General features: G+C 55.0%; 20 protein-coding genes and 1 pseudogene. 6 read left to right on the top strand and 15 right to left on the bottom strand.

What is annotated here, in order from left to right; all coding sequences use genetic code 11:
• Positions 1-134 precede the first annotated feature (134 nt).
• The 11 genes from nosZ to MELB17_RS07210 all read right to left on the bottom strand — a co-directional run bounded on the left by nosZ (position 135) and on the right by MELB17_RS07210 (position 15,279).
• Complete coding sequence (nosZ, locus tag MELB17_RS07260; protein ID WP_007349527.1) at positions 135-2,033, bottom strand: TAT-dependent nitrous-oxide reductase; 1,899 nt, start codon at positions 2,031-2,033, stop codon at positions 135-137.
• A 110-nt stretch (positions 2,034-2,143) separates the two neighbouring features.
• Positions 2,144-4,309: a transcriptional regulator NosR gene (gene nosR / locus MELB17_RS07255; RefSeq protein WP_007349526.1), complete on the bottom strand. Its 2,166-nt coding sequence runs from the start codon at positions 4,307-4,309 to the stop codon at positions 2,144-2,146.
• A 123-nt stretch (positions 4,310-4,432) separates the two neighbouring features.
• Positions 4,433-4,834: a hypothetical protein gene (locus tag MELB17_RS07250; RefSeq protein ID WP_007349525.1), complete on the bottom strand. Its 402-nt coding sequence runs from the start codon at positions 4,832-4,834 to the stop codon at positions 4,433-4,435.
• A 40-nt stretch (positions 4,835-4,874) separates the two neighbouring features.
• Positions 4,875-5,273, bottom strand: a complete 399-nt coding sequence (locus MELB17_RS07245) for a putative zinc-binding protein (RefSeq protein ID WP_007349524.1) — start codon at positions 5,271-5,273, stop codon at positions 4,875-4,877.
• 32 nt (positions 5,274-5,305) lie between these two features.
• Positions 5,306-6,103, bottom strand: coding sequence for a Crp/Fnr family transcriptional regulator (locus tag MELB17_RS07240; RefSeq protein ID WP_007349523.1), 798 nt, complete (start codon positions 6,101-6,103; stop codon positions 5,306-5,308).
• Between the two features lie 134 nt (positions 6,104-6,237).
• The gene (locus MELB17_RS07235) at positions 6,238-7,044 is read right to left on the bottom strand and encodes a peptidylprolyl isomerase (RefSeq protein WP_007349522.1); all 807 of its coding nucleotides are present in this window, start codon (positions 7,042-7,044) and stop codon (positions 6,238-6,240) included.
• A 24-nt stretch (positions 7,045-7,068) separates the two neighbouring features.
• On the bottom strand, positions 7,069-7,746 hold the full coding sequence (gene narI, locus MELB17_RS07230) for a respiratory nitrate reductase subunit gamma (protein ID WP_007349521.1): 678 nt from the start codon (positions 7,744-7,746) through the stop codon (positions 7,069-7,071).
• 20 nt (positions 7,747-7,766) lie between these two features.
• Positions 7,767-8,519 (bottom strand): nitrate reductase molybdenum cofactor assembly chaperone, encoded by a 753-nt coding sequence (narJ, locus tag MELB17_RS07225; RefSeq protein ID WP_007349520.1) that lies wholly within the window; start codon positions 8,517-8,519, stop codon positions 7,767-7,769.
• A 10-nt stretch (positions 8,520-8,529) separates the two neighbouring features.
• Positions 8,530-10,089: a nitrate reductase subunit beta gene (narH, locus tag MELB17_RS07220; protein WP_007349519.1), complete on the bottom strand. Its 1,560-nt coding sequence runs from the start codon at positions 10,087-10,089 to the stop codon at positions 8,530-8,532.
• Positions 10,086-13,829: a nitrate reductase subunit alpha gene (locus tag MELB17_RS07215; protein WP_007349518.1), complete on the bottom strand. Its 3,744-nt coding sequence runs from the start codon at positions 13,827-13,829 to the stop codon at positions 10,086-10,088. The genes narH and MELB17_RS07215 overlap by 4 nt, the downstream gene beginning before the upstream one ends.
• 124 nt (positions 13,830-13,953) lie before the next feature.
• The gene (locus MELB17_RS07210) at positions 13,954-15,279 is read right to left on the bottom strand and encodes an MFS transporter (protein ID WP_007349517.1); all 1,326 of its coding nucleotides are present in this window, start codon (positions 15,277-15,279) and stop codon (positions 13,954-13,956) included.
• Positions 15,280-15,435: 156 nt separating this feature from the next.
• Here MELB17_RS07210 and MELB17_RS07205 point away from each other — a divergent pair, with 156 nt between their 5' ends.
• The 6 genes from MELB17_RS07205 (at position 15,436) to MELB17_RS07180 (ending at position 21,688) form a co-directional block, all read left to right on the top strand.
• Positions 15,436-17,322 carry a histidine kinase gene (locus MELB17_RS07205; protein ID WP_007349516.1) on the top strand — a complete coding sequence of 629 codons (1,887 nt, stop codon included), beginning with the start codon at positions 15,436-15,438 and terminating at the stop codon, positions 17,320-17,322.
• 26 nt (positions 17,323-17,348) lie between these two features.
• Positions 17,349-18,008, top strand: coding sequence for a two-component system response regulator NarL (narL, locus tag MELB17_RS07200; protein WP_007349515.1), 660 nt, complete (start codon positions 17,349-17,351; stop codon positions 18,006-18,008).
• 92 nt (positions 18,009-18,100) lie between these two features.
• Positions 18,101-18,661 (top strand): ubiquinone anaerobic biosynthesis accessory factor UbiT, encoded by a 561-nt coding sequence (gene ubiT / locus MELB17_RS07195; protein ID WP_007349514.1) that lies wholly within the window; start codon positions 18,101-18,103, stop codon positions 18,659-18,661.
• Between the two features lie 83 nt (positions 18,662-18,744).
• Positions 18,745-19,449 (top strand): MOSC domain-containing protein, encoded by a 705-nt coding sequence (locus MELB17_RS07190; protein ID WP_007349513.1) that lies wholly within the window; start codon positions 18,745-18,747, stop codon positions 19,447-19,449.
• 49 nt (positions 19,450-19,498) lie between these two features.
• Positions 19,499-20,530: a tellurite resistance/C4-dicarboxylate transporter family protein gene (locus MELB17_RS07185; RefSeq protein ID WP_007349512.1), complete on the top strand. Its 1,032-nt coding sequence runs from the start codon at positions 19,499-19,501 to the stop codon at positions 20,528-20,530.
• Between the two features lie 444 nt (positions 20,531-20,974).
• On the top strand, positions 20,975-21,688 hold the full coding sequence (locus tag MELB17_RS07180) for a succinate dehydrogenase iron-sulfur subunit (protein WP_036183958.1): 714 nt from the start codon (positions 20,975-20,977) through the stop codon (positions 21,686-21,688).
• A 125-nt stretch (positions 21,689-21,813) separates the two neighbouring features.
• Here MELB17_RS07180 and MELB17_RS26420 read toward each other — a convergent pair.
• From MELB17_RS26420 to ubiU, 4 genes and pseudogenes are all read right to left on the bottom strand, one after another.
• Positions 21,814-21,873 (bottom strand): annotated as a pseudogene (locus MELB17_RS26420) (hexameric tyrosine-coordinated heme protein); the annotation flags it as partial.
• A 44-nt stretch (positions 21,874-21,917) separates the two neighbouring features.
• Positions 21,918-23,009, bottom strand: coding sequence for a methyl-accepting chemotaxis protein (locus MELB17_RS07175; protein WP_007349510.1), 1,092 nt, complete (start codon positions 23,007-23,009; stop codon positions 21,918-21,920).
• 76 nt (positions 23,010-23,085) lie between these two features.
• Positions 23,086-24,000 (bottom strand): U32 family peptidase, encoded by a 915-nt coding sequence (locus MELB17_RS07170; protein ID WP_007349509.1) that lies wholly within the window; start codon positions 23,998-24,000, stop codon positions 23,086-23,088.
• A gap of 13 nt (positions 24,001-24,013) precedes the next feature.
• Positions 24,014-25,009 (bottom strand): ubiquinone anaerobic biosynthesis protein UbiU, encoded by a 996-nt coding sequence (gene ubiU / locus MELB17_RS07165; protein WP_007349508.1) that lies wholly within the window; start codon positions 25,007-25,009, stop codon positions 24,014-24,016.
• Positions 25,010-25,093: the final 84 nt, after the last annotated feature.

Below are 25,093 nucleotides of genomic sequence, written 5' to 3'. Positions count from 1 at the left end.
ATGGATGGCGGAGCTCAAGCGTCCCATGGACGGGCTTGAGCGTGTTTTGGAAAGCCTTCTTCTTTTGATTCGCTTCTCCGAAATACCGTAAAAAGCCGGAGCCCTGTATAAAGGACTCCAGCCCAAATACGAAATTAAGCCTTTTCGACCAACATCCGCCCCGTCATCTCCATATGCAGAGCGTGACAGAACCAGTTGCAGTAGTACCAATGCACACCTGGCTTATCAGCCACGAAGGTCACCGACGACGTCTGCTGCGGGCTGATTTCCATGCTCACACCGTGGTTCACCACCGAAAAGCCGTGGGTAACGTCTTCAATGGTGTCCAGGTTAGTCACATACACCGTCACCTCGTCACCCTGCTTCACCGTGAACTCGGTTGTACCGTAAATAGGCGCCACCGACGTCATATAAACGCGCACTTTTTTGCCGTCGCGGATGATCTTGTTATCGCCTTCCAGCGTGACACCGTCTTTCTCGGCCTGGGCGCGGGCACTGGCGAAGTACGGATCGTCACGGGTATAGATTTTCTTGGTTTTGATCTGATCACGACGCACCATAATGCAATCGTGTGGTTCGGCGAAGGCCGGGCCATCGTGAACCAGCTTCATTTCATCGCCAGAAATATCGATCAGCTGATCGTTCTCCGGGTGCAAAGGCCCAACCGGCAGGAAACGGTCTTTCGAGAACTTCGACAACACCACCAGCCACTTGCCATCGGCATCGCGGGATTCCGTCAACGACGCGTGGTTGTGGCCTGGCTGATAATGCACATCCAGCTTCTGGCGCAGGTAGTTTACGTCTTCACCGTTGTAATGCTTGATGGCATCTGCAATGTTCCACTTCACCACCTGGCTGTCGATAAACAACGTGGTGTAGGCGTTACCGCGGCCATCGTACGTGGTGTGAAGGGGTCCAAGGCCCAACTCCGGTTCGGCGACAATCACGTCACGCAGTTCGATTTTGTCGTCAAACACGTCGTCCAGCTTGTCGATGGCAATCACCGAACAGGTTGGCGACAGCTTGCCGGCAGCAATGAAGTACTTGCCATCCGGTGACGTGTTCACGCCGTGCGGATTCTTCGGCACCGGAATGTAACGGGTCAACGGGGATTTGCTGCGGCCATCCACCACGGGCACTTTGGAATCGCCCAGGGTTTTGAAGTCGCCGTTTTTAACCGCTTGCTCGATGCGTTCAACGTTAAACACCACCACCCAGTCGCGGTCGTTACGCATGGTACCGGCCAGATCTTTCGCTTTCTCGGAGTTGTAGCAGCTAGAGGCCGCGTATTTTCCAGTGTAGTCAGCGTCAGTGTTGTCCAGGTTACCGTCGACAATCACCTGCCAGGCCACTTCCATGGTTTCCGCATCCAGGGCATTAAACATGGTGTAGCTGTTCTCCATCGAGAAATCGCTGCCATCGTTCGGGTGCGGAATCACATATTCTGCGTTGCAGAACACGTATTTTGTGTAAGGCACTTTCTGCAGGCGCAAACCGTGAATGGCCTGCACGTTAGGAATGTGGGTAATCTTATCGCACTTCATGATGTCCAGACGGATACGGGCCACACGGGTGTTAGCTTTGTCGTTGATGAACAGATACTTGCCATCGTAACGGCCGTCGGTCATGGAGATGTGCGGGTGGTGACAGTCGCCGTTCAAAAACGTGTTGTCGTGGCCGAGTACGTCTTTGCTCTCGTTGGTCAGGCCCCATCCAGTCGCCGAATCCACATTGAACACCGGAATACGCATCAGCTCGCGCATAGACGGTATACCCATTACTCGCACTTCGCCTTGGTGACCACCACTCCAGAAACCGTAGTACTCATCCAGCTCGCCCGGGCCCACGTGAATGTTGTTGCGTGCCTCTTTGGCTGCGGCTGCAAAAGCCTCACGGCTCATGACTGCGCCGCCAAGGCCAGCTACACCAGCGACACCAGCCGCCGCGGTGGCACCCAGAAAACGCCGGCGACTCAGGCCAAGATGTTCCGTTTTCGCCCGTTCTTTATGATCTTGCTCATGGTCTTTGCTCATGATGCTCAGCTCCGTTTCAGTTTTAGGGGTTGTTCTTTTTTCGTTATGGCACTGCTTTTTTTTGGCCGTTAAGGCTCTGATTTATTCAATGTCCGTCACTTCACTGCCTTTCATTTTACTTCGACGACTGGAATCTGTTCCGGGCGCCCCGGCGAATTTTGGCCACGGCGCTTGCCGCGATGCTTCACAATCAACGGCGGGCACTTGTTGTCGTCGAAATAAGTCACCTGGCAGTCAAGGCAGTAGTGGCATTCCATGAAATTGATGGTGCCGTCTGGGTGAATGGCCTGTACCTCGCACTCTTTTTCGCACAGGCGGCAGGGGGTGCCACATTCTTTGCGGCGCTTGAGCCAATCGAATACCCGCAGTTTGGTGGGCAGCGCCAGCGCGGCGCCCAGCGGGCACAGGTAGCGGCAGTAAACCTTGCGAGTGAACAGGTTGATCACCAGCAACACCACCGCGTAAAGCACAAACGGCCAGGAGCGGGCGAAATGCAGAGTGATGGACGTTTTGAAAGGTTCAATTTCCGCCAGCCTTTCTGCCATCGCCATGGATTCCAGCGACACCCCGAACAGCACCAGCAGAATGATGTACTTGATGGCCCATAGGCGTTCGTGCACGGCAAACGGCACGTTGTACTGAGGTATTTTTAGCTTGCGGGCGATTTCATTCAGCAACTCTTGCAGCGCACCAAACGGGCACAGCCAACCGCAATAGACCGCGCGGCCCCAAAGCAACACAATGCCCGCCACCACTGCCCACAATATGAACATGATCGGGTCGATCAGAAACGTCTGCCAGCTAAAGCCAGACATGAAGCTGTGCACAAACGTCAGCACGTTCACGATGGATAACTGACCCAGGGCGTACCAACCAATAAAAAACAGGGTGTAGGTGAGGAAGCCATGGCGAATCCAGCGGGTCAAATTGGGCCGCTTTACCAGCCAGTCCTGAAAAAACAGGACAAACAGCAGCACCAATATGCCCCCGCCCAGCACAACAATCTGGAACTGTTTCTGGTACCACACCTGCACCCACATGAGTTGGGTTTCCAGCCATTCGTCCTGGCTGACCACAACGTCCGCACGGGTGTAATACTGCTCGGGTAGCTGGTACTCCAGCGGGAACACTTGGAATTTGCTGTCCAGCGGGCCGGTCTGGCGCTTTACGGTCAGTTCGAGGGTCCAGGGCGTGCCCGGGTCAACGTTGTACTGTTGGCGGATAATGAAGATCGCCATTTCGGAAAAGTCGGGCATTCCCTCGCTGTATACATCGCTTAAACGATAAAAATCGAGATCGCGGAAGTTGAAGGTGTCACCAAACTGGCGAATCTGAATGCGGTCGAAAATGCCGCCGCGCACATAGCCGGAGCCCTTGAACGAATAGGAGCCGCTGGCCATCACCGCAATGGCGTGTTCGCCTTCTTTCAGCAGAGAGTTCAACCATTCGTACTGGCTTTCACCCAGCAGATTGCGACCAATGGTGGGGGCGTTCAGATAGGCTGCATACAGGTCTATCAATGCGTCTTCACGCTGATCGGGAGTGGCGGCCTCTACGCCTTCCGCGTCGGTGCCTTTAAATGAGTCATCCACTTGGCCACGGGTCAGCAGCAGGCGGCGAATGGAGCCATCGTCCGTCAGTTGCTGCCAGTTGGCTTGCTGAAACTGCTCGTTATTAACTTCCGCAATGGGTGGTCTCTTTACGCCCGCATCTTCCACCAAGCCGAGTTCTACGCCGACTCTGTGAGCCGAACGCATGATGACTTCGTTCACCACCATCACCGTAACGGTCGCGCCGGACAAGCCGTCTACTGCCACCTTGCGCTCGTTCGTGTTGCCGCCCACAGTAACCCGCTGATCAGCTTTCAGACCGGTGTACTGGTCGGTAAAGTCGTGCAGTTTGTACTCGGGGATACCGACCAGCAAAATCGGCTCGGAGTGATGAATCACGCGGGTTTTAAGGATTTCACCGTCGGTATTCATCAATACCTGAATGTTCAGGGGTTTGCCCGAATAGGCGGGCGTTTGCACGAAATCGAGGCTTTGGTAGGTGTAGCCCAACAGCTCTTCGCCGGCGAAGAGCTCGCCAATGGCGCGATTGCTATCGCGGAGGCGTACTTCGGTTACCTGGGGCAGGGTTTGCGTGATCACTTGGCGACCGGCAACCGGCTGGTATTGGTCAACGGGTTCCGCTTTTACATGGGTGACACCTGCGAGCAGTGCCAGTACCAACGCCATTACAATCAGATTTACGATACTGCTGAAACGGATACTCACAACATGTCCCCGCTGACGATAGTTGCTGCACAGATTAGATTATTGAAAAGTAAATGAAATACCTCTTATTGGTTACTGCTTGATAGGAAACTATCCCTATCAAATCAGCCTGATCAGCGGGCGCTAACCCAAATCAACCGCTTCGCCGCTGACGTCTAAAGGCAAATAATTGCCAACGTGGCCCATGCGAATGCTTTCGACCATCATGGTCATGGGCTGCTGCGCTTCGTCGCTGGACGGGGGCACGCCGCCACGGCCAGACATAGCCGCCACGAATACGACGTCCCAGTTCTGACCCGTGTTGCGGGACTCGTCCACCAGCTGACTGAAATCTGCGACTTCGGCAGGGGTTTTATCAACGCAGATCACCGGCGAAAGTGCGCCGCCCTCGCCTCGCTCAAACGCTGCGCGTTCGTCGGCATTGGCATCGTCTGGCAGCTCGACGCGGCAGAACACAAACAAGAGACGCTGGGGTTCGTGTTCTTGTTTGGTAGCGGCAATCAATTCGCGGTAGTTGCTGATCATTTGATAAACCTTTAAATGTTAAACGATGTCGGACAAGCGCCTAGTGTCCCGTCTGGCGGGCGATCAGTGGTTTGCCGAGCTCGCGCACTTCGGCGCAAACTTCGGCAACAGCCTCTTCACCGTAGCTTTGCCCATAGTGTTTTTTGAAACCGTATTCATACAACAATATATGTCGGTCGGGTGCCACGCCTACGTTCGCCAGGCAGGCCTTGGCGCATTGCAGCGGGCAGCCGTCGATCACGGTGATAGAGCGACCGGATTGGGCCACTCTCACCAATGCTGGTACCTGGCCACCAACGCCAGAGATGCACGACATTTCGAAGTCGCCGGCGTGGTCGAGAGCAACCGCTGCATTGTTTGCCAGCTGTGCTACATCGGAGCAGCCAGAGCAGGAATAGATCAGCGGGCGTTGCTTTCGCGGTGTTGGCTGTTCACTCATGGCAAAATCCTCCTGTGAAGGTGGAGGGCGAATTATTGGCTGATCTGAATCAGCTTGCTCGGGTCGGAAATAAACACCCGGCTGCGATTTACCCGCACCAGGCCGTTGGATTTCAGGTCGGCCAGAATGCGCGAAAAAGTTTCCGGCTGCATGGCAAGGCGCGATGCCACCAGGCATTTGGGCAGTGGCAATTCCACTTCACCACCCTGCTCGCTGCCTTCTGGCAACAAATCTACTAAATAGCGAATCAGCCGATCGCGGGCGCTCTGCACGGTCATGATTTCGAGATCGTGAAAACGAGTCACTGCGCGCATGGCGTAATGGCGCAAAGCGGCCTGGGTATAGCTGTGATTGGTGTCCAGCAAGTCCTGATACGCTTTCACGGGAATCATCAGCACTTCGCTGGTTTTCAGGGCTTCGGCGTAACAGGCGTAGCGGGCGGGATCGGCGTATATCATCACTTCGGCAATGCAGTCGCCTGGCGCGATGCTGTCCAGAGTGCGGTCGATGCCTGATGCATCCAGCCGGTACAAGCGCAAACGGCCGGACAACACAAAGAAGAAGTGGTGGGCCGGCATGTCCTGGCGATACAGCAACTGGTGATGGCCCAACCGCAAGCGGCGGGCATGATGCAGAAGCTCTTGCAGGTCGTCTTCTGCCAGAGCGCTGAACATGGCGTGGCTACGCAAAAGCGCCAGGCTGTCTTCGTGGTCACCAGGCTTAACCGCAACCAGAACCGGTTTTGAGTAGTTCATGGGGGTGTCCTGCGTGCGAGTATCGGCAGCCTGTATCAGCGCCATGGCGGCATCCTCTTTAGCGTGTTCATGCATTCATAATCTATGTATGAATACTAGAGGGATTAACTGTAAAAATCGCTCCCTCTTCGGAGGTAACCCATTAGCAGTGCGGCCTGCACTGTTTCCAGCCAGGCCGCACATATTGCTTTTAAAATCCGCAACCGGATCTATTGCATCAGTGGTGAATCCGGCAGTTCCAGATCAACCCCTTCAACACCGGCTTCGGCCGCCAGCACCTGCAAGTACTGGCGGCATGCGCGGCGGGTCACACTTTCGCTCAGGTACTGGCGGATTTTTGGTTTTACATGCTCGTAAGGCAATGGCTGGCCATCAATGCGCTGGTCTACGCGCACAATGTGGTAGCCGTACCGGGTTTCGATCAGCCCGGAATGCAGGCCCTCCTTCAAATTCAGCACCGGGCGCTCAAACTCGTCTACAGTCTGGCCTTTACTGATCTGCCCGAGGCTACCGCTCTGGTGGCGGGATTCGCAGGCTGAATACTGCTTGGCCAGGTCATCAAACCGTGACCGACCTTCAAACAGTGCTTTCAGCAACTGATCCCCTACTTCTTCCTGGCGCATAAGCTCGGCCACGTCATCCGGTGCTGCCGCCAACAATATGTGGCTCACGGCCATTACCACCGGGCTGCAAAACCGCCTGGGGTTGGCGTTAAAGAAGCGCTCGCAGTCCTGCTCTGTCGGGTCTGGAACACCCAGCTCTGATTCAAGCACTTTGGCGATACGGTCTTCTTCATCCAGCTCTTCAGGCAGTTTCAACAGCCTGGCCTGATCCAGCAGCAACTGCCTTATTACCAGGCTTTTGGCCGCGTCGTGCCAGGCCGTCGCGGCTTCTTCGGCGGGGTGATACTGCATTTCCCGCGCTATGTCGTCTTCGTTGATCAGCGTATCGCCAACAGTCACCGGCGGAAACCGGTTTCTGGGTTGTTCGGCATCGCCAGTAGGAATCAATTGCATGGTATTACCCTCTTCACGATGGACCTAAACCCGCTTACGCACCACTTGGTACCTGCGGCCGAAATACTCCAGTGGCACGCTCAGCATGTGCACCAGGCGGGTAAACGGGAACAGCACAAAGATGGTCAGACCCAAGAAAATATGAGTCTTGTAGATCCAATGCACACCGGCAATATGCGATGCGGCATCACCCTGAAAGGTCAGAATGCCCTGGGCCCAAGATGCCAGCAGCAACATGGTGCTGCCATCCAAATGGCCCAATGTGGGGTAAATAGTCAGCATGCCCAACGCAACCTGAACCATCAGTATCACAATGATCATATTGTCAGAGAAGCTGCTACTGGCTTGAACCCGCGGATTGGTCAGGCGGCGAACCGCCAACGCGATGCCACCGATCAACGCCATGATTCCGGCGATGCCGCCCACGACAATCGCCATTACCTGTTTGGTGCCGGCGCTCATAAAGGGCTCATACACAAAGTGCGGCGTCAGCAAGCCCACCAAGTGGCCAAAGAAGATCACCAATACGCCCACGTGGAACATCACGCTGGCCCACACCATGTTTTTCTTGCTTAAAATCTGGCTGGACTGGGCGCGCCAGGTAAACTGGCTGTTATCGTAGCGGGCCCAGGTACCAACCAACATAATCAGAATGGCAATGTAAGGATAAATTCCGAACACCAGTGTATTTAAATAGGACATTGTTCTCTCCTCCTACGCGCTCAGGCGTTACTCACCGGTTGTTGAGCCGGGCGAGGTGTGACATCCGCCATCAGCTGATCGCTCAAGTGAATGGTCTGGGTTTGCTCCAATTCACGGCGGCGCTGACCTACTACACCACCGGTGCTGCAGGAGCTGCCCTGATCATCCACAAACTTAACCATTTCCTCTTCCCACACTTTGTCCAGCGCTTCGGGGGTGTCGTCGCGCTCTTCCGAGGCCACAATCTTCGCCAGTTCCTTGCGGTCGGTTTTGCGGCCAGACAGTTCAAGCAGCGAATCCATAATTCCGTGGTACACGCTTTCACGCTGGTACAGACGCTCACCCAGCAAGCCCAAAATGTGGTGAATATCTTCCAGCCAGTTTTTGATCTCTTCCCATGGCCGGGTAGACAGATACTCCATGAACAGCGGCAGGTAATCCGGCAGTTCGCGGGCATCAATCTCCAGACCGTTGGTTTTGTATTGCTCCATCAGGTCTACCATCGCCTGCCCGCGATCGCGGGATTCGCCGTGCACGTGTTCGAACAACAGCAAGGACGTGGCGCGGCCCCGGTCAAAGGTGGCTACGTAGCTTTCCTGCAGGTCCAGCAGATTGCCGTCGCAGAGCATGTCAATGCAGCGCAGCAGCTGCTCTTTGTTTTTGCGCGGCAAGCGGCTGTCTTCCAGCACCGCAGCCGTCAGCTCATCGCGGCCACGCTGCAGATCGGCGTTCGGGTATTCCAGCAACAGCGCCATCACTTTTAGAATTTTCATAATCTGCTCCTCAATCCTGCAGCTGTTTCGGGTCAACCTGTTTCACCGTGGTCAATTTTTGCACCATGGTGGTGGTCTGGCTTTTGCCGCCGAACATGTTGAATTCACTGGTGCTGCCACCACAGCCGTCACCAAAGCTGAAACCACAGCCGCCACGCTCGGGAAAAGCTTCTTTGGCCATTTCGCGATGACCGGTGGGAATCACGAAACGGTCTTCGTAATTGGCAATGGCCAGATAGCGGTACATCTCATCCGCCTGAGCTTTGGTCAGCCCGACTTCTTCCAGTGCCCGCAGGTCTTCCACGCCGTCTACGGTTTCAGCACGCTTGTACAGACGCATGGCCATGATGCGTTTTAGCGCACGTACGATGGGCTTTTCGTTACCGGCGGTGAGCAGGTTGGCCAAGTATTTCACCGGAATGCGCAGGCTTTCGATTTTTGGCAGTACGCCATTAAATTCGACCTGGCCAGCTTCGGCAGCTGACTGAATCGGACTCAGGGGCGGCACGTACCACACCATGGGCAGAGTGCGGTATTCCGGGTGCAACGGCAGGGCCAGTTTCCACTCAACCGCCATCTTGTACACCGGGCTGCGCTGGGCCGCGTCGATCACGTTCATCGGCACGCCGTCTTTCGTTGCCTGCTCGATCACTTTCGGATCAAACGGGTCCAGGAAAATTTCCAGCTGCTTCTCGTACAACTCGTGCTCGCCGGGGGTACTGGCCACTTCTTCGATCCGGTCAGCGTCATACAGCAGCACGCCCAGGTAGCGAATGCGGCCTACGCAGGTTTCCGAACACACGGTGGGCATACCGGCTTCAATCCGTGGGTAGCAGAAAATGCATTTCTCGGATTTACCGGTTTTCCAGTTGAAGTAGATTTTCTTGTACGGGCAGCCAGATACACACATGCGCCAGCCGCGACATTTGTCCTGGTCAATCAGCACGATTCCGTCTTCTTCCCGCTTGTAAATAGCGCCGCTGGGGCAGCTGGCCACACAGGTGGGGTTCAGACAGTGCTCGCACAGACGCGGCAGGTACATCATGAATGTGCTTTCAAACTGGCCGTAGATGTCGGCCTGAATCTGATCGAAGTTTTTGTCCTTGCGACGCTTGGCAAACTCGGTGCCCAGGATTTCTTCCCAGTTTGGGCCCCATTCAATTTTCTGCATACGCTTGCCGGTAATCAGCGAGCGCGGCCGTGCAACCGGCTGGTGTTTGCTGTCGCCAGCGGTGTGCAGGTGCTGATAGTCGAAATCGAACGGTTCGTAGTAGTCGTCAATTTCCGGCAGATCGGGGTTGGCGAAAATGTTCGCCAACACCCGGAACTTGCCACCGATGCGGGGGCGGATTTTGCCGCTAGGGTCGCGCAGCCAACCGCCTTTCCACTTGTCCTGGTTTTCCCACTCTTTCGGGTAACCAATACCAGGCTTGGTTTCAACGTTGTTGAACCAGGCGTACTCCATGCCTTCACGGCTGGTCCATACGTTTTTACAGGTCACTGAACAGGTGTGGCAACCAATGCACTTATCCAGGTTCAGCACCATGCCTACTTGGGAACGGATTTTCATTTCACACTCTCCTGAACAGTGTCGCTGCCCTCGCCATCAAGCCAGTCAACGTTCTTCATTTTGCGCACTACAACGAACTCGTCGCGGTTGGAACCCACGGTGCCGTAGTAGTTGAAGCCGTACGAGAACTGGGCATAGCCACCAATCATGTGAGTGGGCTTCGGGCACACCCGGGTAACCGAGTTGTGAATACCACCGCGGCTGCCGGTAATTTCCGAGCCGGGAATATTCACAATGCGCTCCTGAGCGTGGTACATCATCACCATGCCCGGCATCACCCGCTGGCTAACCACCGCCCGCGCTGACAAAGACCCGTTGGCGTTGAACACTTCTATCCAGTCGTTGTCTTCCACACCTATATCGCGGGCGTCGTCTTCACTCAGCCACACAATGGGGCCGCCACGAGACAGGGTCAGCATCAGCAGGTTGTCGCTGTAGGTACTGTGTATACCCCACTTCTGGTGCGGTGTAAGGAAGTTCAACGCCTTCTCCGGGTTGCCGTTGGGCTTGGCGTTCAGCAGCGGTGCCGCCGCTTTGGTGTTGATGGGCGGGCGATACACCAGCAGGCTTTCGCCAAAGGCGCGCATCCACTCGTGGTCTTGATAGAACTGCTGGCGACCGGTCAGCGTGCGCCAGGGAATCAGCTCGTGCACGTTGGTGTAGCCGGCGCTGTAGGACACATGCTCGTCTTCCAGGCCAGACCAGGTCGGGCTGGAGATGATTTTGCGCGGCTGCGCTACGATGTCGCGGAAGCGGATTTTTTCGTCTTCTTTGTTCAGTGCCAGGTGCGTGTGATCCAGCCCGGTGAATTCAGACAGCGCAGCCCAGGCTTTCACGGCGACCTGGCCGTTGGTTTCCGGAGCCAGGCTCAGAATCACTTCACATGCATTAATGGCCGTGTTAATTTTCGGTCGACCCGCATTGGCGCCGTCAAGGTGTTTGTGGTTCAACTGACCCAGGAACTCCACTTCTTTTTCGGTGTTCCAGTTGATGCCTTTGCCGCCGTTACCCAGCTTGTCCAACAGAGGGCCAAGGGACGTGAAGCGCGCGTAGGTGTTCGGGTAGTCCCGCTCAACCGTCATGAAGTTAGGCGCGGTTTTGCCCGGAATCAGTTCACATTCGCCTTTTTTCCAATCTTTTACATCAAACGGCTGACCCAGCTCAGCGGGCGCGTCGTGCAACAACGGCACCGTAACCACGTCTTTCTGGACACCCAGATGGCCTTCAGACGCTTTGGAGAATGCCTTGGCAATGCCTTTGTAGATTTCCCAGTCACTGCGGGATTCCCACGCCGGATCCGTAGCCGCGGTTAGCGGGTGAATGAACGGGTGCATATCCGAGGTATTCAGGTCGTCTTTTTCATACCAGGTAGCGGTAGGCAGAACGATGTCGGAATACAGGCAGGTGGTGGACATACGGAAGTCCAGAGTCACCAGCAGATCCAGTTTGCCTTCGGGCGCTTCGTCGTGCCATTTCACTTCCTGCGGCTTAACGCCGCCATCGTGACCCAGGTCTTTGCCCTGCAAACCACTCGTCGTACCCAGCAGGTACTTAAGCATGTACTCGTGGCCCTTGCCGGAAGAACCCAACAGGTTGGAACGCCAGATGAACATATTGCGCGGGTGGTTTTCCGGGGCTTCCGGATCTTCCGAGGCAAACGCCAGTGAGCCGTCCTTCAAGGACTGAGTCACGTACGCTGGCACATCCATACCGGCGCTTTCCGCTTCGGCGGCAATGCCCAGCGGGTTACGGTTAAACTGCGGCGCAGACGGCAACCAGCCCATACGCTCGGCGCGTACGTTGTAATCGATCAGGCTGCCACCGAATTTGGACTTGTCTGCCAGCGGCGACAAGATTTCGCTCACATCCAGTTTCTCGTAGCGCCACTGGCCAGAGTGGGCGTAGAAGAAGGATGTGCCGTTCATCTGGCGTGGCGGGCGCTGCCAATCCAGGCCGAAGGCCAAAGGCTGCCAGCCGGTCTGTGGGCGCAGTTTTTCCTGACCTACATAGTGGGCCCAACCGCCACCGCTCTGGCCGACACAACCACACATGATCAGCATATTGATCAGCGCACGGTAGTTCATGTCCATGTGGTACCAGTGATTCATACCGGCACCCACAATGATCATGGAGCGACCATTGGTTTTGTGGGCAGTCTCGGCGAATTCACGGGCAATGCGGGTCACTTTGTGGGCGGGTACGCCGGTGATCTTTTCTTGCCAGGCAGGTGTGTACGGCTTGATCTGGTCGTAGTCGGTAGCACCGTCGTCTTCACCCAGGCCACGGCTGATGCCGTAGTTGGCGATCATCAGGTCGTACACGGTGACGACTAAAGCTTCCTCGCCGTCTGCCAGTTCAATTTTACGGCTGCCCAGTTTGTGGGTCAGGGTGTCGCTGATCTCAACGGATTTGAAGTGCTCGTGCTTGATACCGCCGAAATACGGGAAGGCAACGTCCACAATTTCGTCGTGCTTTTTAACCATCGACAACTGCAGGTTCACGTCTTCTGTTTTTGCAGTTTGCTTCAGGTTCCACTTGCCTTTTTGACCCCAGCGGTAACCAATGGAGCCGTTTGGCGCGGTTAGCTGGTTGGTGGTTTCATCAATGGCAATGGTTTTCCACTCGGGGTTGTTCTCTTCGCCCAGTCCGCCCACCAGATCGCTGGCGCGCAGGAACCGGCCCGGCACATAACGGCCGTCTTCCATTTTGTCGAGTTTCACCAGGTACGGCATATCGGTGTAGCGGCGCACATAATCGGTAAAGTAAGCGCTGGGGTTATCAACGTGAAACTCTTTCAGAATCACGTGGCCCATGGCCATACCCAGCGCGGCGTCGGTGCCTTGCTTGGGGTTCAGCCACTCATCAGACAACTTGGCAACTTCGGCGTAATCCGGGGTAATGGCAACGGTCTTGGTGCCTTTGTAGCGCACTTCGGTAAAGAAGTGGGCATCCGGAGTACGGGTTTGTGGAACGTTGGAGCCCCAGGCAATGATGTAGCTGGAGTTGTACCAGTCTGCGGATTCGGGAACGTCGGTTTGCTCGCCCCAGGTTTGTGGGGAAGCCGGCGGCAGGTCGCAGTACCAGTCGTAGAAGCTCAGGCACGTGCCACCAATCAGCGACAGGTAACGGCTGCCCGCCGCGTAAGACACCATGGACATCGCAGGAATCGGCGAGAAGCCGATGATGCGGTCCGGGCCGTGCTTTTTCGCGGTATAAACGTTAGACGCTGCAATCAGCTCGTTCACTTCGTTCCAGTCGGAACGCACAAAACCGCCCATACCGCGGCGTGGCTTGTATTCAGCGGTTTTCTTCGGATCTTCCACGATGGAAGCCCAGGCATCGACCGGGTCGTTAAACTGGATGCGAGCGGCGCGCCAGAGCTGCATCAGATGCTTGCGCATCAGTGGGTACTTCAGGCGGTTAGCGCTGTACATGTACCAGGAATAGCTCGCGCCACGAGGGCAACCACGGGGCTCGTGGTTCGGCAGATCCGGGCGGGTACGGGGGTAATCGGTTTGCTGGGTTTCCCAGGTTACCAGACCGTTTTTAACGTAGATTTTCCAGCTGCAAGAGCCGGTGCAGTTTACGCCGTGGGTGGAACGCACAACTTTGTCGTGCTGCCAGCGCTGGCGATAGCTGTCTTCCCAGTCACGGTTTTCGGTATGGGTTTCGCCGTGGTCGCCAGAAAAGGATTCACGCTTTTTGCTGAAGTAGCTCAGCTTGTCGATCAAATGACTCATGGTCTCTCTCTCCGTTTGCCGGATCGCGTTAACGATTTGAGACCATTGTGTGACAACCCAATAGCGAAAGCAGCGTGGTTACTACCTCTTAACCAGCCCCTACCACCAGGGGGGTAGACGGCACCTAGACCACCCGAGACTGTGAGAAAGACAGCTCCCGGCGTTCACGCCGCCGGGTGTTTCGGGCGAACAATAAAATACAGGCTACCAGCATCACGAACAGCAGCATGAACACGGCAGAACGCACATTCAGCCAGGCGTTGATGGCGGCAAATACAATGGGCAACATGAATGCCACAGCGAACGCACCCAGCAGCAAAACGCCCGCCACTACCGCAGCCGCTTCACGGCTGGCTAAAATAATCATCCGCTGCAGAGCACCAATAGCTGAGCCCAGGGCTGCTCCGAGCATAATCATCACACCGCCTTCGCACACCCGCGGCAGCAAAAGTTCTAGATGATAAGAGCGCCCAACACCTTGTACCGAGAGAGTCATCGGTGGGTAAGACAACACAAATAGCGCCGCCAGCGCCAACAGCAAAGCCCATATAACGACCCGGCTGCTACCTAAACGATCGGCCAGCGCACCGCCCGCAATCTGTGCCAGAGCGCCCGGCAATACAAACCACAAAGCCTGATGCGCACCCAGGCCTACCGGCAGGCCCGAGCGTGCTGACAGGTAATCCGGCAGCCACAGGGCCAATGCGAAAAAACTGCCGGCAATAACAGAAAAATAACCACACAAATGCCAAACTCCTGGCGCACAACATTTGCGCCAGGCCGTGGCATTGCTCGCAAAAGGTGTGGTTTGGTCGTCGGGCTCGGTGAGCATCAGAAACAGTGCCAATATCAGCAGCAGCACAATGACATAAGCCAAAGGAACGCCTTGCCAGGAGTAGGCCTGGTGCAGAAGTGGCACCAAGTAATAATTGAAATCGGCCCCGGTAATACCCGCACCAAACACACCCAACACCAGCCCGAGCCGTTGCGGCCGGCAATGAATGGTTACAAATTGCAGACCCGCACTGTAAAAACCACCGGCCAGGCCTAAACCACCAGCGGCGAGAATATAACCAGCAAAACTATCGGCAAAGAACACTAGCGCCATACTTAACGCCAGGCCTGTAAGGCACCACAACATGACTTTTCTGGCACCCCACATACCCGCAAACAGTCCTGCCGGGACCGCTAGCAATGCGCTCACCGCCATCGGCATTGCCAATAACAGGCCAAACTGAAGCTCGCTCAGCTGAAAATCGTTGCGCAGAGTTACGCCGACCACCGCAAACAGGGTCCAGCAGGCGGCCGCAATAATGAAACCGGCCAGCGCTAGTGGTAACACTAACAACAGCGATGCATAGCGCTCTTCGCCCCGTTCGTCATCCGATTCGGTGCTGTCGACCGATAGCTGTAAAGCTCGGATTTCGGACGGCCCTGGCCCCACATTCATCGGCTTTATCCTGTTGGCAGACGTGACTTTGAGTGTCTTACTTTACCTGTCTGGCGGTCAAAGACTATGATGGCTTAACAACCTCGTGGGTAGCTGTCTATCCGTAAAGAGGTAGTTGGCATTCAATCAATACCCACTCGCCACCTAAAAAACCCTATGACCTCCAGAAGCTCACTCGTTAACCGGATTGCCATTGCCGTCAGTGCGGTTGTACTCACCGCCATTGTCAGTATGGGGGCCACTCTAGGGGTGTCACAAAGCATTGCCGGTAACGCCACCGCCATCAACCTGGCGGGCACTCTGCGTATGGGCGCGTATCAGTTGTTGGCGCAGGTAGCGCGACTGGAAGACCAGAATACCGCCAATGGGCGCCAGGCCCTGGACCAGATGGTAAGCCGCTACGATCAACGCCTGGTCCACGCTGATATTATCCAGTCATTACCACTTGCTACCGATCACCCGCTGGCGCAACGCTACCGCGACGTAGTCAACCAGTGGGACTCCAGCGTTAGCCCCATGCTGGCACAACACCGTCCCGGAGACCCGCTAACAGGCTCTATGATTAACACCACCCAAAGCTACGTGGACAATGTCGATGTGCTGGTGTCTATGCTTGAACATCGCACCGAAGCCCGCATCCGCCTGCTGGACCTGATACAGGTGATCAGTCTGGTGTTCGCTATCCTGATCGTATTGGCATTGTTTCTGGACTTGAAAAAGCGAGTTCTGCGGCCGCTACGAAAACTGGTGAGCATTGCCGAATCCGTGAGCAAGCAAGATTTTTCCCGCAAGGCCGAGCTGAGCGGCTCTGATGAGCTGGCGCAGCTCGGGTCGGCGTTTGACCAGATGACCAGCGAGCTGGCGCTCACCTACTACGAACTGGAAAGCAAGGTCAAAGCCAAAACCGAAGAGCTGGAGAAAAGCCACGCTGCGCTCGAATTACTGCATTCGTCCAGCCGCACTCTGTTTGCGAATCACAGCTTGTGCGATGGTGCATTGCCCATGTTGAAGCAGCTGGAGCAGATGCTCGGCATAGGCCCTATCAATCTGTATCTGCACGACAAAGCCTCCGCAGAGCCGGTTCAAGCCGTCACTACTGCTACAATGGTGCGCCCATTTTACTGCCGCGATCACAGCTGCAGCGCCTGCCTGGTGACCGAAGAGGAACACGACGAGCTGCCAATGCCCGGCAATGACGGGCGCCGTTTGCTGCTGCCCATTCGCACCCCCGGCCAACTGCTGGGCACACTGGAAGTCTGGTACCCGGCCTCACAGGAGTTGTCTAAAACCGCACGAAGGCTGTTGGAAACTCTAAGCGATCAGCTGGCCACAGCCATATTTCTGGAGCGGCAAATTACCGAAGAACAACAGCGGACGCTGGCCGAAGAACGCACCGTTATTGCCCGCGAGCTCCACGATTCCCTGGCCCAGTCTTTGTCATACCTTAAAATCCAGGTTACTCGATTGCGCAGAATGAACATGGACGGCCCACAAAAAACCGGTTATGACGCGGTATTAGACGAACTGAGCACCGGTTTAAGCAGCGCCTATCGTCAGTTACGGGAACTGTTAGCGACCTTCCGCTTGAAGCTGGACACACCGGACCTTGGCGCCGCACTGCGCCAGACCGTGCACGAGTTTTCCGGGCGCATGGCCAAACCCGTCAATCTGGTGTACAAGCTGCCCGCACAGACGCTTTCACCCAATGAAGAAATCCACACGCTTCAAGTTGTGCGCGAGGCGCTGGCCAACGCGGTAAAGCACAGCAAGGCCGAAGCGGTGTGGGTCGACGTCAGTTTCGAATCTCCGCAGGTTAAGGCTAAAATCCGTGACAACGGTCGCGGGCTACCCGATTCAGGTCAGCCAGAGAACCATTACGGCATGATCATTATGCAAGACCGCGCCCGCTCACTGGGCGGCCAGCTAACGGTCGCTAATCATCCGCAAGGAGGGGTGGAAGTGAGTTTGCATTTTATTCCCCACGCCCGAAACCTGATCCCGGTTAAACCGGCAAACAACCCGCAAACCGCGGATTCCAATTGACGGTTTACCCACACAAAGAGAGAGCCATGTCTGATACACCTGCAAGCATATTGTTGATAGATGATCACCCTTTATTGCGCAAGGGCATCAAGCAACTGATCGAAATGGAACCAGATCTTGAGGTAGCAGGCGAGGCCAGCAATGCGACGGACGGCGTGCGCATTGCTCTGGAACTGGAGCCAGACCTGATCCTGATGGATCTGAATATGCCGGATGTGAGCGGTATTGAAGCCTTGCGGCAGCTACGAGCCCACAACATCAGCTCGCGCATTATTATGTTCACCGTGTCAGATCAGCAAGACGATGTGGTTGAAGCATTACGCGCTGGTGCCGACGGCTATCTTCTAAAGGATATGGAACCGGAGGATATGATTAAACAGCTGCACCAGGCCGCCGTAGGAAAGCTGGTCATCAGCGAACGCCTTACCTCCCTGCTGGCAGACGCACTGCGCAATAACAAATCGCAACAGCCGGCGCGGCCAGACTTCGACAGCCTGACGCCAAGAGAAAAAGACATTCTGAATCTCATCGCCGAAGGTCTGTCTAACAAGATGATCGGCCGCAAGCTGGATATCAGCGACGGCACGGTCAAAGTGCACGTGAAGCACTTGCTAAAAAAACTCAATTTGCGGTCGCGGGTGGAAGTCGCAGTGTGGGCTGTTGAAGAGGGTCTGCACAAGAGCTGAGCGATATCAACGCGGCACGGGCCAGCCTTGGTTAATGTAGGTGTTTCCAGACGCGCCCTTAGCGGCGTGTTTGACCAACAACGGAGACACTCATGGCCCTGCACATGCCAACCTTTTTGCCTCGCCCCTCGCTAACCGCATTCCATACCCTGCCAGGCATGTCGCGTGTGCAGGCCACAAGCCAAAAACTGATCGCTAACCCGTTAATGACCGATTCACTGGCGCTGCTGAACGAGTATCTACCCTCGCCTTCTCCGTTATTGGCCACTATTGATCATCATATTCCGCTGGTGTTGAAGCAGCTGATCATCGAAGCGCCGTTGAACGGGTTGTTTGCCGAGGCCATTGCCGACGGCGAGTTTGATGATTTTGAAGGGCACAGAATTCGCCTGGAACTGAATGGCGGTCAGCCCGGCGTCACCTTTGGGTTCTGGGCGGGCAGGCTGCGCATTGTAGACGGCCCAGGTGAGGCGACCATTCGGGGTTCTCTGAGCGCTTTCAAAACCCTGGCCGAACAGAATCAGGACCCAGACCAGCTGTTTTTCCAGCGCCGCATTGTGATTGAGGGCGACACTGAACTGGGCCTGGCACTGAAAAACCTGCTGGACAGCCTGGAATGGAAACTTAATATCCGCCAATTGCTTTTCTTCTGAAATCTTTTACTGCTGGAGCCATATCAAATCCGTGCCGCCCTATGGGATGGCTCCCTCGGTTTACGAAGTTTAGGAGGTTTTGCATGGCAAAATGCATTGTGATCAGGCAGCTCAGGATTGGCAGCCTGGAAAAGCTTGCGGGTACCGAAACGCTAACGGGCATACACAAACGGGAGATCGATTCCGCCTACCTGAATGCCAGCGGCCTAAGCGATGACCAGCAGGGTGACAAGCGCCACCACGGCGGTCCTGAAAAAGCGTTGCATCATTTTGCCTCAGACCACTATGCTTGGTTACGGCGCAAGCTCCCTGTTCCAGCCTCAGAACATTGCCAACCTGGTGCTTTTGGCGAAAACCTGGTGACTGACGGACTTACCGAATCCGATGTTTGCGCCGGAGATATTTTTGAGCTTGGAGAGGCCATCATTCAGGTATCCCAGCCGCGCCAACCCTGCTGGCGGCTGAATCTGCGCTTTGACATACCGGATATGTCCCGCCGACTGCAAAACAGCCTTAGAACAGGGTGGTACTACCGGGTTCTGCAGCTCGGCATGATCAGCAACGGAGACACGCTGATACTCAAGGAGCGTCCCCATGAAGACTGGCCGCTTAGCCGGGTATTGTCCGTGCTTTATGAAAACACCATGAATCAGCACGCCCTTACAAACATGGCGGAGATGAAAGAGCTCTCCCCTAATCTTCGCCAGCTCGCGAAACAACGCCTTGAAACACAACAGGTCGAAGACTGGGAGAGACGGTTATTTGGTCCGGCATCGGTCGTGATGTAATTTTTGCTACGCGGAGCTAAAGCATGCGGCCATTGCAGGTGACCAAGGTATGAAACACGATCTAAAAAGCCTGTCACCGGCCTATTTTGGCATTGTGATGGCAACCGGCATCATATCGTTAACCGCTCACATGCTGGGTTTTGATCTGATAGCCATCAGCCTGTTCACTGTAAACATAGGCTTCTACGGGGTTTTGTGGGCGGCTACATTTGCCAGGTTTCTGAGGTATCGTCGAGAATTCCTGCTCGATGTTATAGATCACCTTCGTGGTCCCGGGTTTTTTACCCTGCCTGCCGGCTCCAGTGTTCTTGGCAGCCAGTTCATTATGTTGACGGATTACACTCTGGCCGGCCGAATTCTCTGGGTGGTTGCCATACTGCTTTGGCTTTGGCTGACGCTGACCTACACCATATTTACGGCGTTCACGGTCAAAGAGGAAAAGCCGTCTCTGGATAAAGGCATTACGGGAGGGTGGCTGCTTGCGGTGGTGGCAACCCAGTCAATTGCGGTACTCAGTGCGTTGATTGCGGTGGATATGCCACAACCTTACAAACTCGGCATTAACTTTCTGGCGCTATCCATGTGGCTCTGGGGCGGTATGCTGTACATCTGGATGATGTCGTTAATCTTCTATCGCTATACGTTTTTCAAGTTTTCCCCTAGTGACCTTGCGCCCCCGTACTGGATAAATATGGGCGCCATGGCCATTTCGACACTGGCCGGCTCGTTGCTGATCGTGAACGTTAAAGATGCGCCTTTTCTGGATTCACTGCTGCCATTTCTAAAAGGCTTTTCGGTTTTTTATTGGGCAACTGGAACCTGGTGGATACCCATGCTTTTTATTCTGGGTATATGGCGGCACGTTTATAAGCGCTTCCCACTGGAATATGACCCTTTGTATTGGGGTGCGGTGTTCCCTTTGGGTATGTACGCCGCCAGTACCCATGAAATGGCGGCTGCTCTGGGCTTTCACTTTCTTGATTTCATACCCATCAGCTTTTTCTATCTTGCCCTCGCGGCCTGGGCAGTGACTTTTGTTGGACTTGTGCGATCGTTCAAGCCGGCGAAACTGCACGATTGACGACTGGGGGCTTATTGTTCGGCGTCACCCGAGATCTGTCTGTGCACCCGCAAGCTGGTAATTAGAACAGGTTCTGGCGTATACGCTTTCGGGCCCGTTGCACTCTCGGCTGCTACCACGAAACGCTGGAGAAGCAATATGAAACCCTGGACAGCAGCCAAGGCGATGACGATCTTTCCTGGCCCAAAACACTCGGGAAGCGGATCTGTTTCGGGAACTGGCCGCCAACCAGCAGACCGAGGCCCGCCTGCAATCGCGAGAAATCGGCAGGTTGGATATGTAACAGCATCCGCCAGAATGAATTTACCATCGTTAATTGATGGCGCGTGGCATCGGGTTCTTTTTTTGCACATTCCGCTTGTTTGTTTGGATCATCTGCTAACCTTCAAACTGAATACTTCTTTTTTTCTAGGGCATCAAGCCGATGCTTGGGGGAACAACGCCATGAGTGGTTTTATCGTCAGGCTATACCGCTATAACCCCGAGCAGGATGAAATACCTTACAACCAGGATGTTGAGGTGGGCGACGAGTTCCGAAGCCGCATGGTGCTGGATGTACTGGAGCACCTGAAAACCCGGGATACCACGCTCACGTTCCGGCGCTCTTGTCGAGAAGGTGTTTGTGGCTCTGACGGGCTCAGCATGAATGGCCGCAATGGCCTGGGTTGCATTAGTGCGGTCGCGGACGCCTTGGGTAAGAAGAACGTTCTGGAAATTCGCCCACTACCAGGTATGCCCGTGATCCGCGATTTGGTGGTTGACCAAGCACTGTTCTTCAAGCAGTACGAACGTATTCAACCATGGTTGATCACCGACACCCCAAATCCAGCGATCGAAAGACTGCAAAGCCCGGAGGACCGCGCAAAACTTGATGGATTGTACGAATGCATTCTCTGTGCTTGCTGCTCATCTGCCTGTCCGTCTTGGTGGTGGAATCCGGAGAAATACATCGGACCAGCGGGCTTGCTTCAAGCTAACCGGTTTTTGGTGGACTCACGGGACACTGCCACCCGCGAGCGTTTGGCAAAACTGGGCGATCCGTTCAGTGTGTTTCGCTGCCGTGGGATAGGTAATTGCATGGCGTACTGTCCGAAAGGGCTCAACCCCATGAAGGCCATTGGCCATATCAAAACGATGCTGCTGCGGGAACAGGTATAGTCAGCCATGTCCATTTGCTGGTTCAGATCATTTGACCCAATATCCGCCAATTGTTTCCGTTCTAACTATCTTTGAGCCCATCACGATGGCTACAGTGGCGACATCAACAGTCGCCACAGCATGTATTACTTCCAGTAGTTATTTGCGGCAGCCACGGTTTGAAAATGAACAGCAATCACTTCCGATGCATGTCTGGGCCTTCTCGTTCCAAAGTATCGTTTTCAACTATCTAGCCTCTCGCAACCAAGCGACGCAAGCGCGCCATCACGTCCAGGTTGTTGCTTTCCATCGCCTCCAAGGCCTTTAAAGCATCTTCTGCGCGGCCGTCATGATGAGCTCGCACAGCGTCTTTGGCATAAATGTGTACCAGCCGATGGGGCTCTTCAATGGCTCTAAAATCCACCTGGCCCGCGAACTGTTTATGGCCTCCCCCTTGATAATACCATTGCCCCAATGCGCACTCCGTGGCGTCAGGCAAGCTGTCGGCTGCCTTGTCAGAAAGACCTGCCAGAATCTGGTATACGGTCAGCTTAATGTCGAGCTCTTCAAGATTGGCCAACTCAATTTCAGACAATACAGCGGCGTGCCCTAATGCATCCGAAGACGTACCGGCCATATCAATCAACATCAGCAACCGTTCGCGTGCGCCATCAGCCTCTGCGGCAAGCTTTTCCATTTCTTCGCTATTAGAACGGCTGGCCCCGGCCACAATTTTTGTCTGCGTTCGAATACGCTCGATGGCTGACTCAATTTCTTGGGTAGCCTCGCCTGCACGGAAGGCAAGATTTCTGACCTCTGTTGCCACCACACTGAACCCGCGCCCATGTTCGCCAGCGCGGGCAGCCTCAATGCTCGCATTCAATGCCAACAGCGACGTTTGGTCAGAAACACCGTCAATTACATCCACCAGTGATGTAATGCTGCCAGTTTCAGATTCCAAAGAGTCCATATCCCGTGCCGAGCTGGCAGCACTATTGCGGGCATCTCCTAGTCTTTGCACCAGCGATACCATCCGGTCTCTTACTTGTCCGGATTCATCTCGTGTCCTCAGCGCCTCACTGCGGCGGGACCCCAGAAGCTGCGACAATTCACTGAAAGAACCCTTCAGTTCTTTCAGTGAATTGCCAAACTGGCCTAGCCCTGCCATCAAACGTCGGCTCAACGCCTGCTGCGTTTTTACCTCCTCTAGCGCGCTGGCTTCTGCTTCGAACCGGAGTTCAAGAAGACGTTTGTCTTCGTTGAGCTGCGCCACACTGTTATGTACCGCAGACAACTCCAGCTCAAGCACTTTAGCCCGCTGTTTGTACTGCCAAAAAAACATGGTGAGGCTCCGACAACAAAATAGATTTATATTATATACATGTTTTAGGCGCAGCGTAAGGAAATTTAATGACGCTTTATACCATCGGTGCCCAAAGCCGATCCGCCACCAGATCCATCCCCGGTTTGCCGTACCAGTAGCCGTTACAGGGGGGCGCTTCCACCAATTGCAGTGGGTCAATATCTGGCATTTCACCCCGTCGCACCTGATCAAAGCGCTGCACCACCTCGGCCATACCTTGGTGTTCCGGACTCAAACGCACGGTATCAACACCCATGGCGACCATATCCGGAAGCTCCCGCAATAAATCATAACGGGCGCCAGACAAGGTCGATGTACCGTTCAGGCGAAACAGCTCCTGGGCTTCACGGGACCGCAGTTCCAAACCATCTGGATGCTGTAGGCAGCGAAATTCACAGTTGTCTTTTGGCAGGTTGTAATGGCGTGCGGTAAAGCAGCGCGACGACCAGGCCAACGGTAAAAAACCCCAGGCAAACACTTCCGCCGGCAAATCCAGGCCTTCGGCTTTTAGCTCTGTAATCAGCTCGACCAGAGTTTCACGGCCCAGCTCCACGGGCAGGTTCCATCCCTTCAAACCCCGCTTTGCCAGCACCTTCAACGTCGCAACGTTGTAAATGTTCAAGCCTGGCCCCGTTACAAAGGGCAAATTATTGCTACTGGCCAGCTGCAGCGCGCTTTGGTCATTGGCTTCAATCAGGTAATCCTGTTGACTGCAAATGCGGCGCAGCAGGCGCAGATCAGCTTCGGATTCAATCAGGGTTTGGGTGGACAGCACCACCTGCTTGCCAGCGTCTTTCAGTACGTCCGCGATTTCTAGCCAGTCGGCGAGTTTCAGTTCGCGGCGGCGGGCGCATACGGTTTCACCCAGGTACACCGTGTCTACCGGCCATTCCGCAGCGTTGGCGTAGAAATCAAACACGGTTTGCCGTGACCAAAACCAAAGTACAGGGCCTAATGAGAGTTTGAGCATAGGATATTTCACCTTATTTCCATTTGCGGTGATAGGCGCCGATGGTGGTCAAGCCGCCTTCTGACAAACCTGCCAGAGTGGCATTCCAGGCCGGGTCTACCGCAAATTCAGCGGCGCTATTTTCAAGCCTGTCCAGAGCCTGGCGCCAGGTGCGGGCCACGTCGGCGATATAAGCAGGACTGCGCTGGCGGCCTTCTATTTTCACCGCGCTGATGCCCAGTTCTTGCAACTGCGGAAGCAGGTCTATGGTATTCAGGCTGACCGGTTCTTCAATGGCATGGTAAACGCTACCTTCTACTTCAAAGCGACCTTTGCACAGGGTTGGGTAACCGGCGGATTCGCCCTTGCCGTAGCGGTCAATCAGGATGCCATTAAGCCGCGATTCCAATCCCTGCAGAGTTTCCTGCCAGCGCACGGCTTTGGCCGGCGAGCAGGCACCGCGGGTGTTAGGAGATTCATCGGTGATATAGGAAGACAAGTAACAGCGGCCTTCGGCCATAATGCACAGGCTGCCAAAGGCGAACACTTCAAGCTCTACCGGGCTGTGCTTCGCCAGGCCGCGAATCTGGTCCAGCGATAGCACCCGTGGCAACACCGCACGACGAATGCCAAAATTATCTTTATAAAAGCGTAACGCTTCGTAGCTGGTTGCTGACCCCTGTACAGACAAATGCCTGTCTATTTGGGGGTAGCGGCTAGCGGCATAATCCAACAATCCCATGTCTGCCAGAATCAACGCATCTATGCCCAGCCTTGCGGCTCGGTCTACCGCGGAGATCCAGGTTTTCCAGCCCTGAGGCTGAGGAAAGGTGTTGATTGCACAGAACACCCGCGCGCCGTTTTTGTGGGCGTACTCAATGCCTTCTGCTGCGCGTTTGTCGTTAAAATTCAAACCTTTAAACTGGCGAGCATTGGTGCTGTCTTTAAAACCAATGTAAACCGCGTTGGCGCCGTTATCCACCGCTGCTTTCAGCGCCGGCAAGCTGCCGGCCGGACATACAAGTTCCATAACCGTCTTCCATACATAGAGTTACGAAACCATACGCCGTGCAATCTGCAGTGCATTGACCTTTGTCAGGGGCCCACCAGATAC

The organism is Marinobacter sp. ELB17 (genome assembly GCF_000169375.1).
Classification (GTDB): Bacteria; Pseudomonadota; Gammaproteobacteria; order Pseudomonadales; family Oleiphilaceae; genus Marinobacter.
This window is presented reverse-complemented; position numbering and strand designations above follow the sequence as displayed.

Bases quoted from the DNA above. Each gene is read 5' to 3' on its own strand.
- nosZ (WP_007349527.1), bottom strand. From the start codon at position 2,033: ATGAGCAAAGACCATGAGCAAGATCATAAAGAACGGGCGAAAACGGAA.
- MELB17_RS07250 (WP_007349525.1), bottom strand. From the start codon at position 4,834: ATGATCAGCAACTACCGCGAATTGATTGCCGCTACCAAACAAGAACAC.
- MELB17_RS07245 (WP_007349524.1), bottom strand. From the start codon at position 5,273: ATGAGTGAACAGCCAACACCGCGAAAGCAACGCCCGCTGATCTATTCC.
- MELB17_RS07240 (WP_007349523.1), bottom strand. From the start codon at position 6,103: ATGCATGAACACGCTAAAGAGGATGCCGCCATGGCGCTGATACAGGCT.
- MELB17_RS07235 (WP_007349522.1), bottom strand. From the start codon at position 7,044: ATGCAATTGATTCCTACTGGCGATGCCGAACAACCCAGAAACCGGTTT.
- narI (WP_007349521.1), bottom strand. From the start codon at position 7,746: ATGTCCTATTTAAATACACTGGTGTTCGGAATTTATCCTTACATTGCC.
- narJ (WP_007349520.1), bottom strand. From the start codon at position 8,519: ATGAAAATTCTAAAAGTGATGGCGCTGTTGCTGGAATACCCGAACGCC.
- narH (WP_007349519.1), bottom strand. From the start codon at position 10,089: ATGAAAATCCGTTCCCAAGTAGGCATGGTGCTGAACCTGGATAAGTGC.
- MELB17_RS07215 (WP_007349518.1), bottom strand. From the start codon at position 13,829: ATGAGTCATTTGATCGACAAGCTGAGCTACTTCAGCAAAAAGCGTGAA.
- MELB17_RS07210 (WP_007349517.1), bottom strand. From the start codon at position 15,279: ATGAATGTGGGGCCAGGGCCGTCCGAAATCCGAGCTTTACAGCTATCG.
- MELB17_RS07205 (WP_007349516.1), top strand. From the start codon at position 15,436: ATGACCTCCAGAAGCTCACTCGTTAACCGGATTGCCATTGCCGTCAGT.
- narL (WP_007349515.1), top strand. From the start codon at position 17,349: ATGTCTGATACACCTGCAAGCATATTGTTGATAGATGATCACCCTTTA.
- ubiT (WP_007349514.1), top strand. From the start codon at position 18,101: ATGGCCCTGCACATGCCAACCTTTTTGCCTCGCCCCTCGCTAACCGCA.
- MELB17_RS07190 (WP_007349513.1), top strand. From the start codon at position 18,745: ATGGCAAAATGCATTGTGATCAGGCAGCTCAGGATTGGCAGCCTGGAA.
- MELB17_RS07185 (WP_007349512.1), top strand. From the start codon at position 19,499: ATGAAACACGATCTAAAAAGCCTGTCACCGGCCTATTTTGGCATTGTG.
- MELB17_RS07180 (WP_036183958.1), top strand. From the start codon at position 20,975: ATGAGTGGTTTTATCGTCAGGCTATACCGCTATAACCCCGAGCAGGAT.
- MELB17_RS07175 (WP_007349510.1), bottom strand. From the start codon at position 23,009: ATGTTTTTTTGGCAGTACAAACAGCGGGCTAAAGTGCTTGAGCTGGAG.
- MELB17_RS07170 (WP_007349509.1), bottom strand. From the start codon at position 24,000: ATGCTCAAACTCTCATTAGGCCCTGTACTTTGGTTTTGGTCACGGCAA.
- ubiU (WP_007349508.1), bottom strand. From the start codon at position 25,009: ATGGAACTTGTATGTCCGGCCGGCAGCTTGCCGGCGCTGAAAGCAGCG.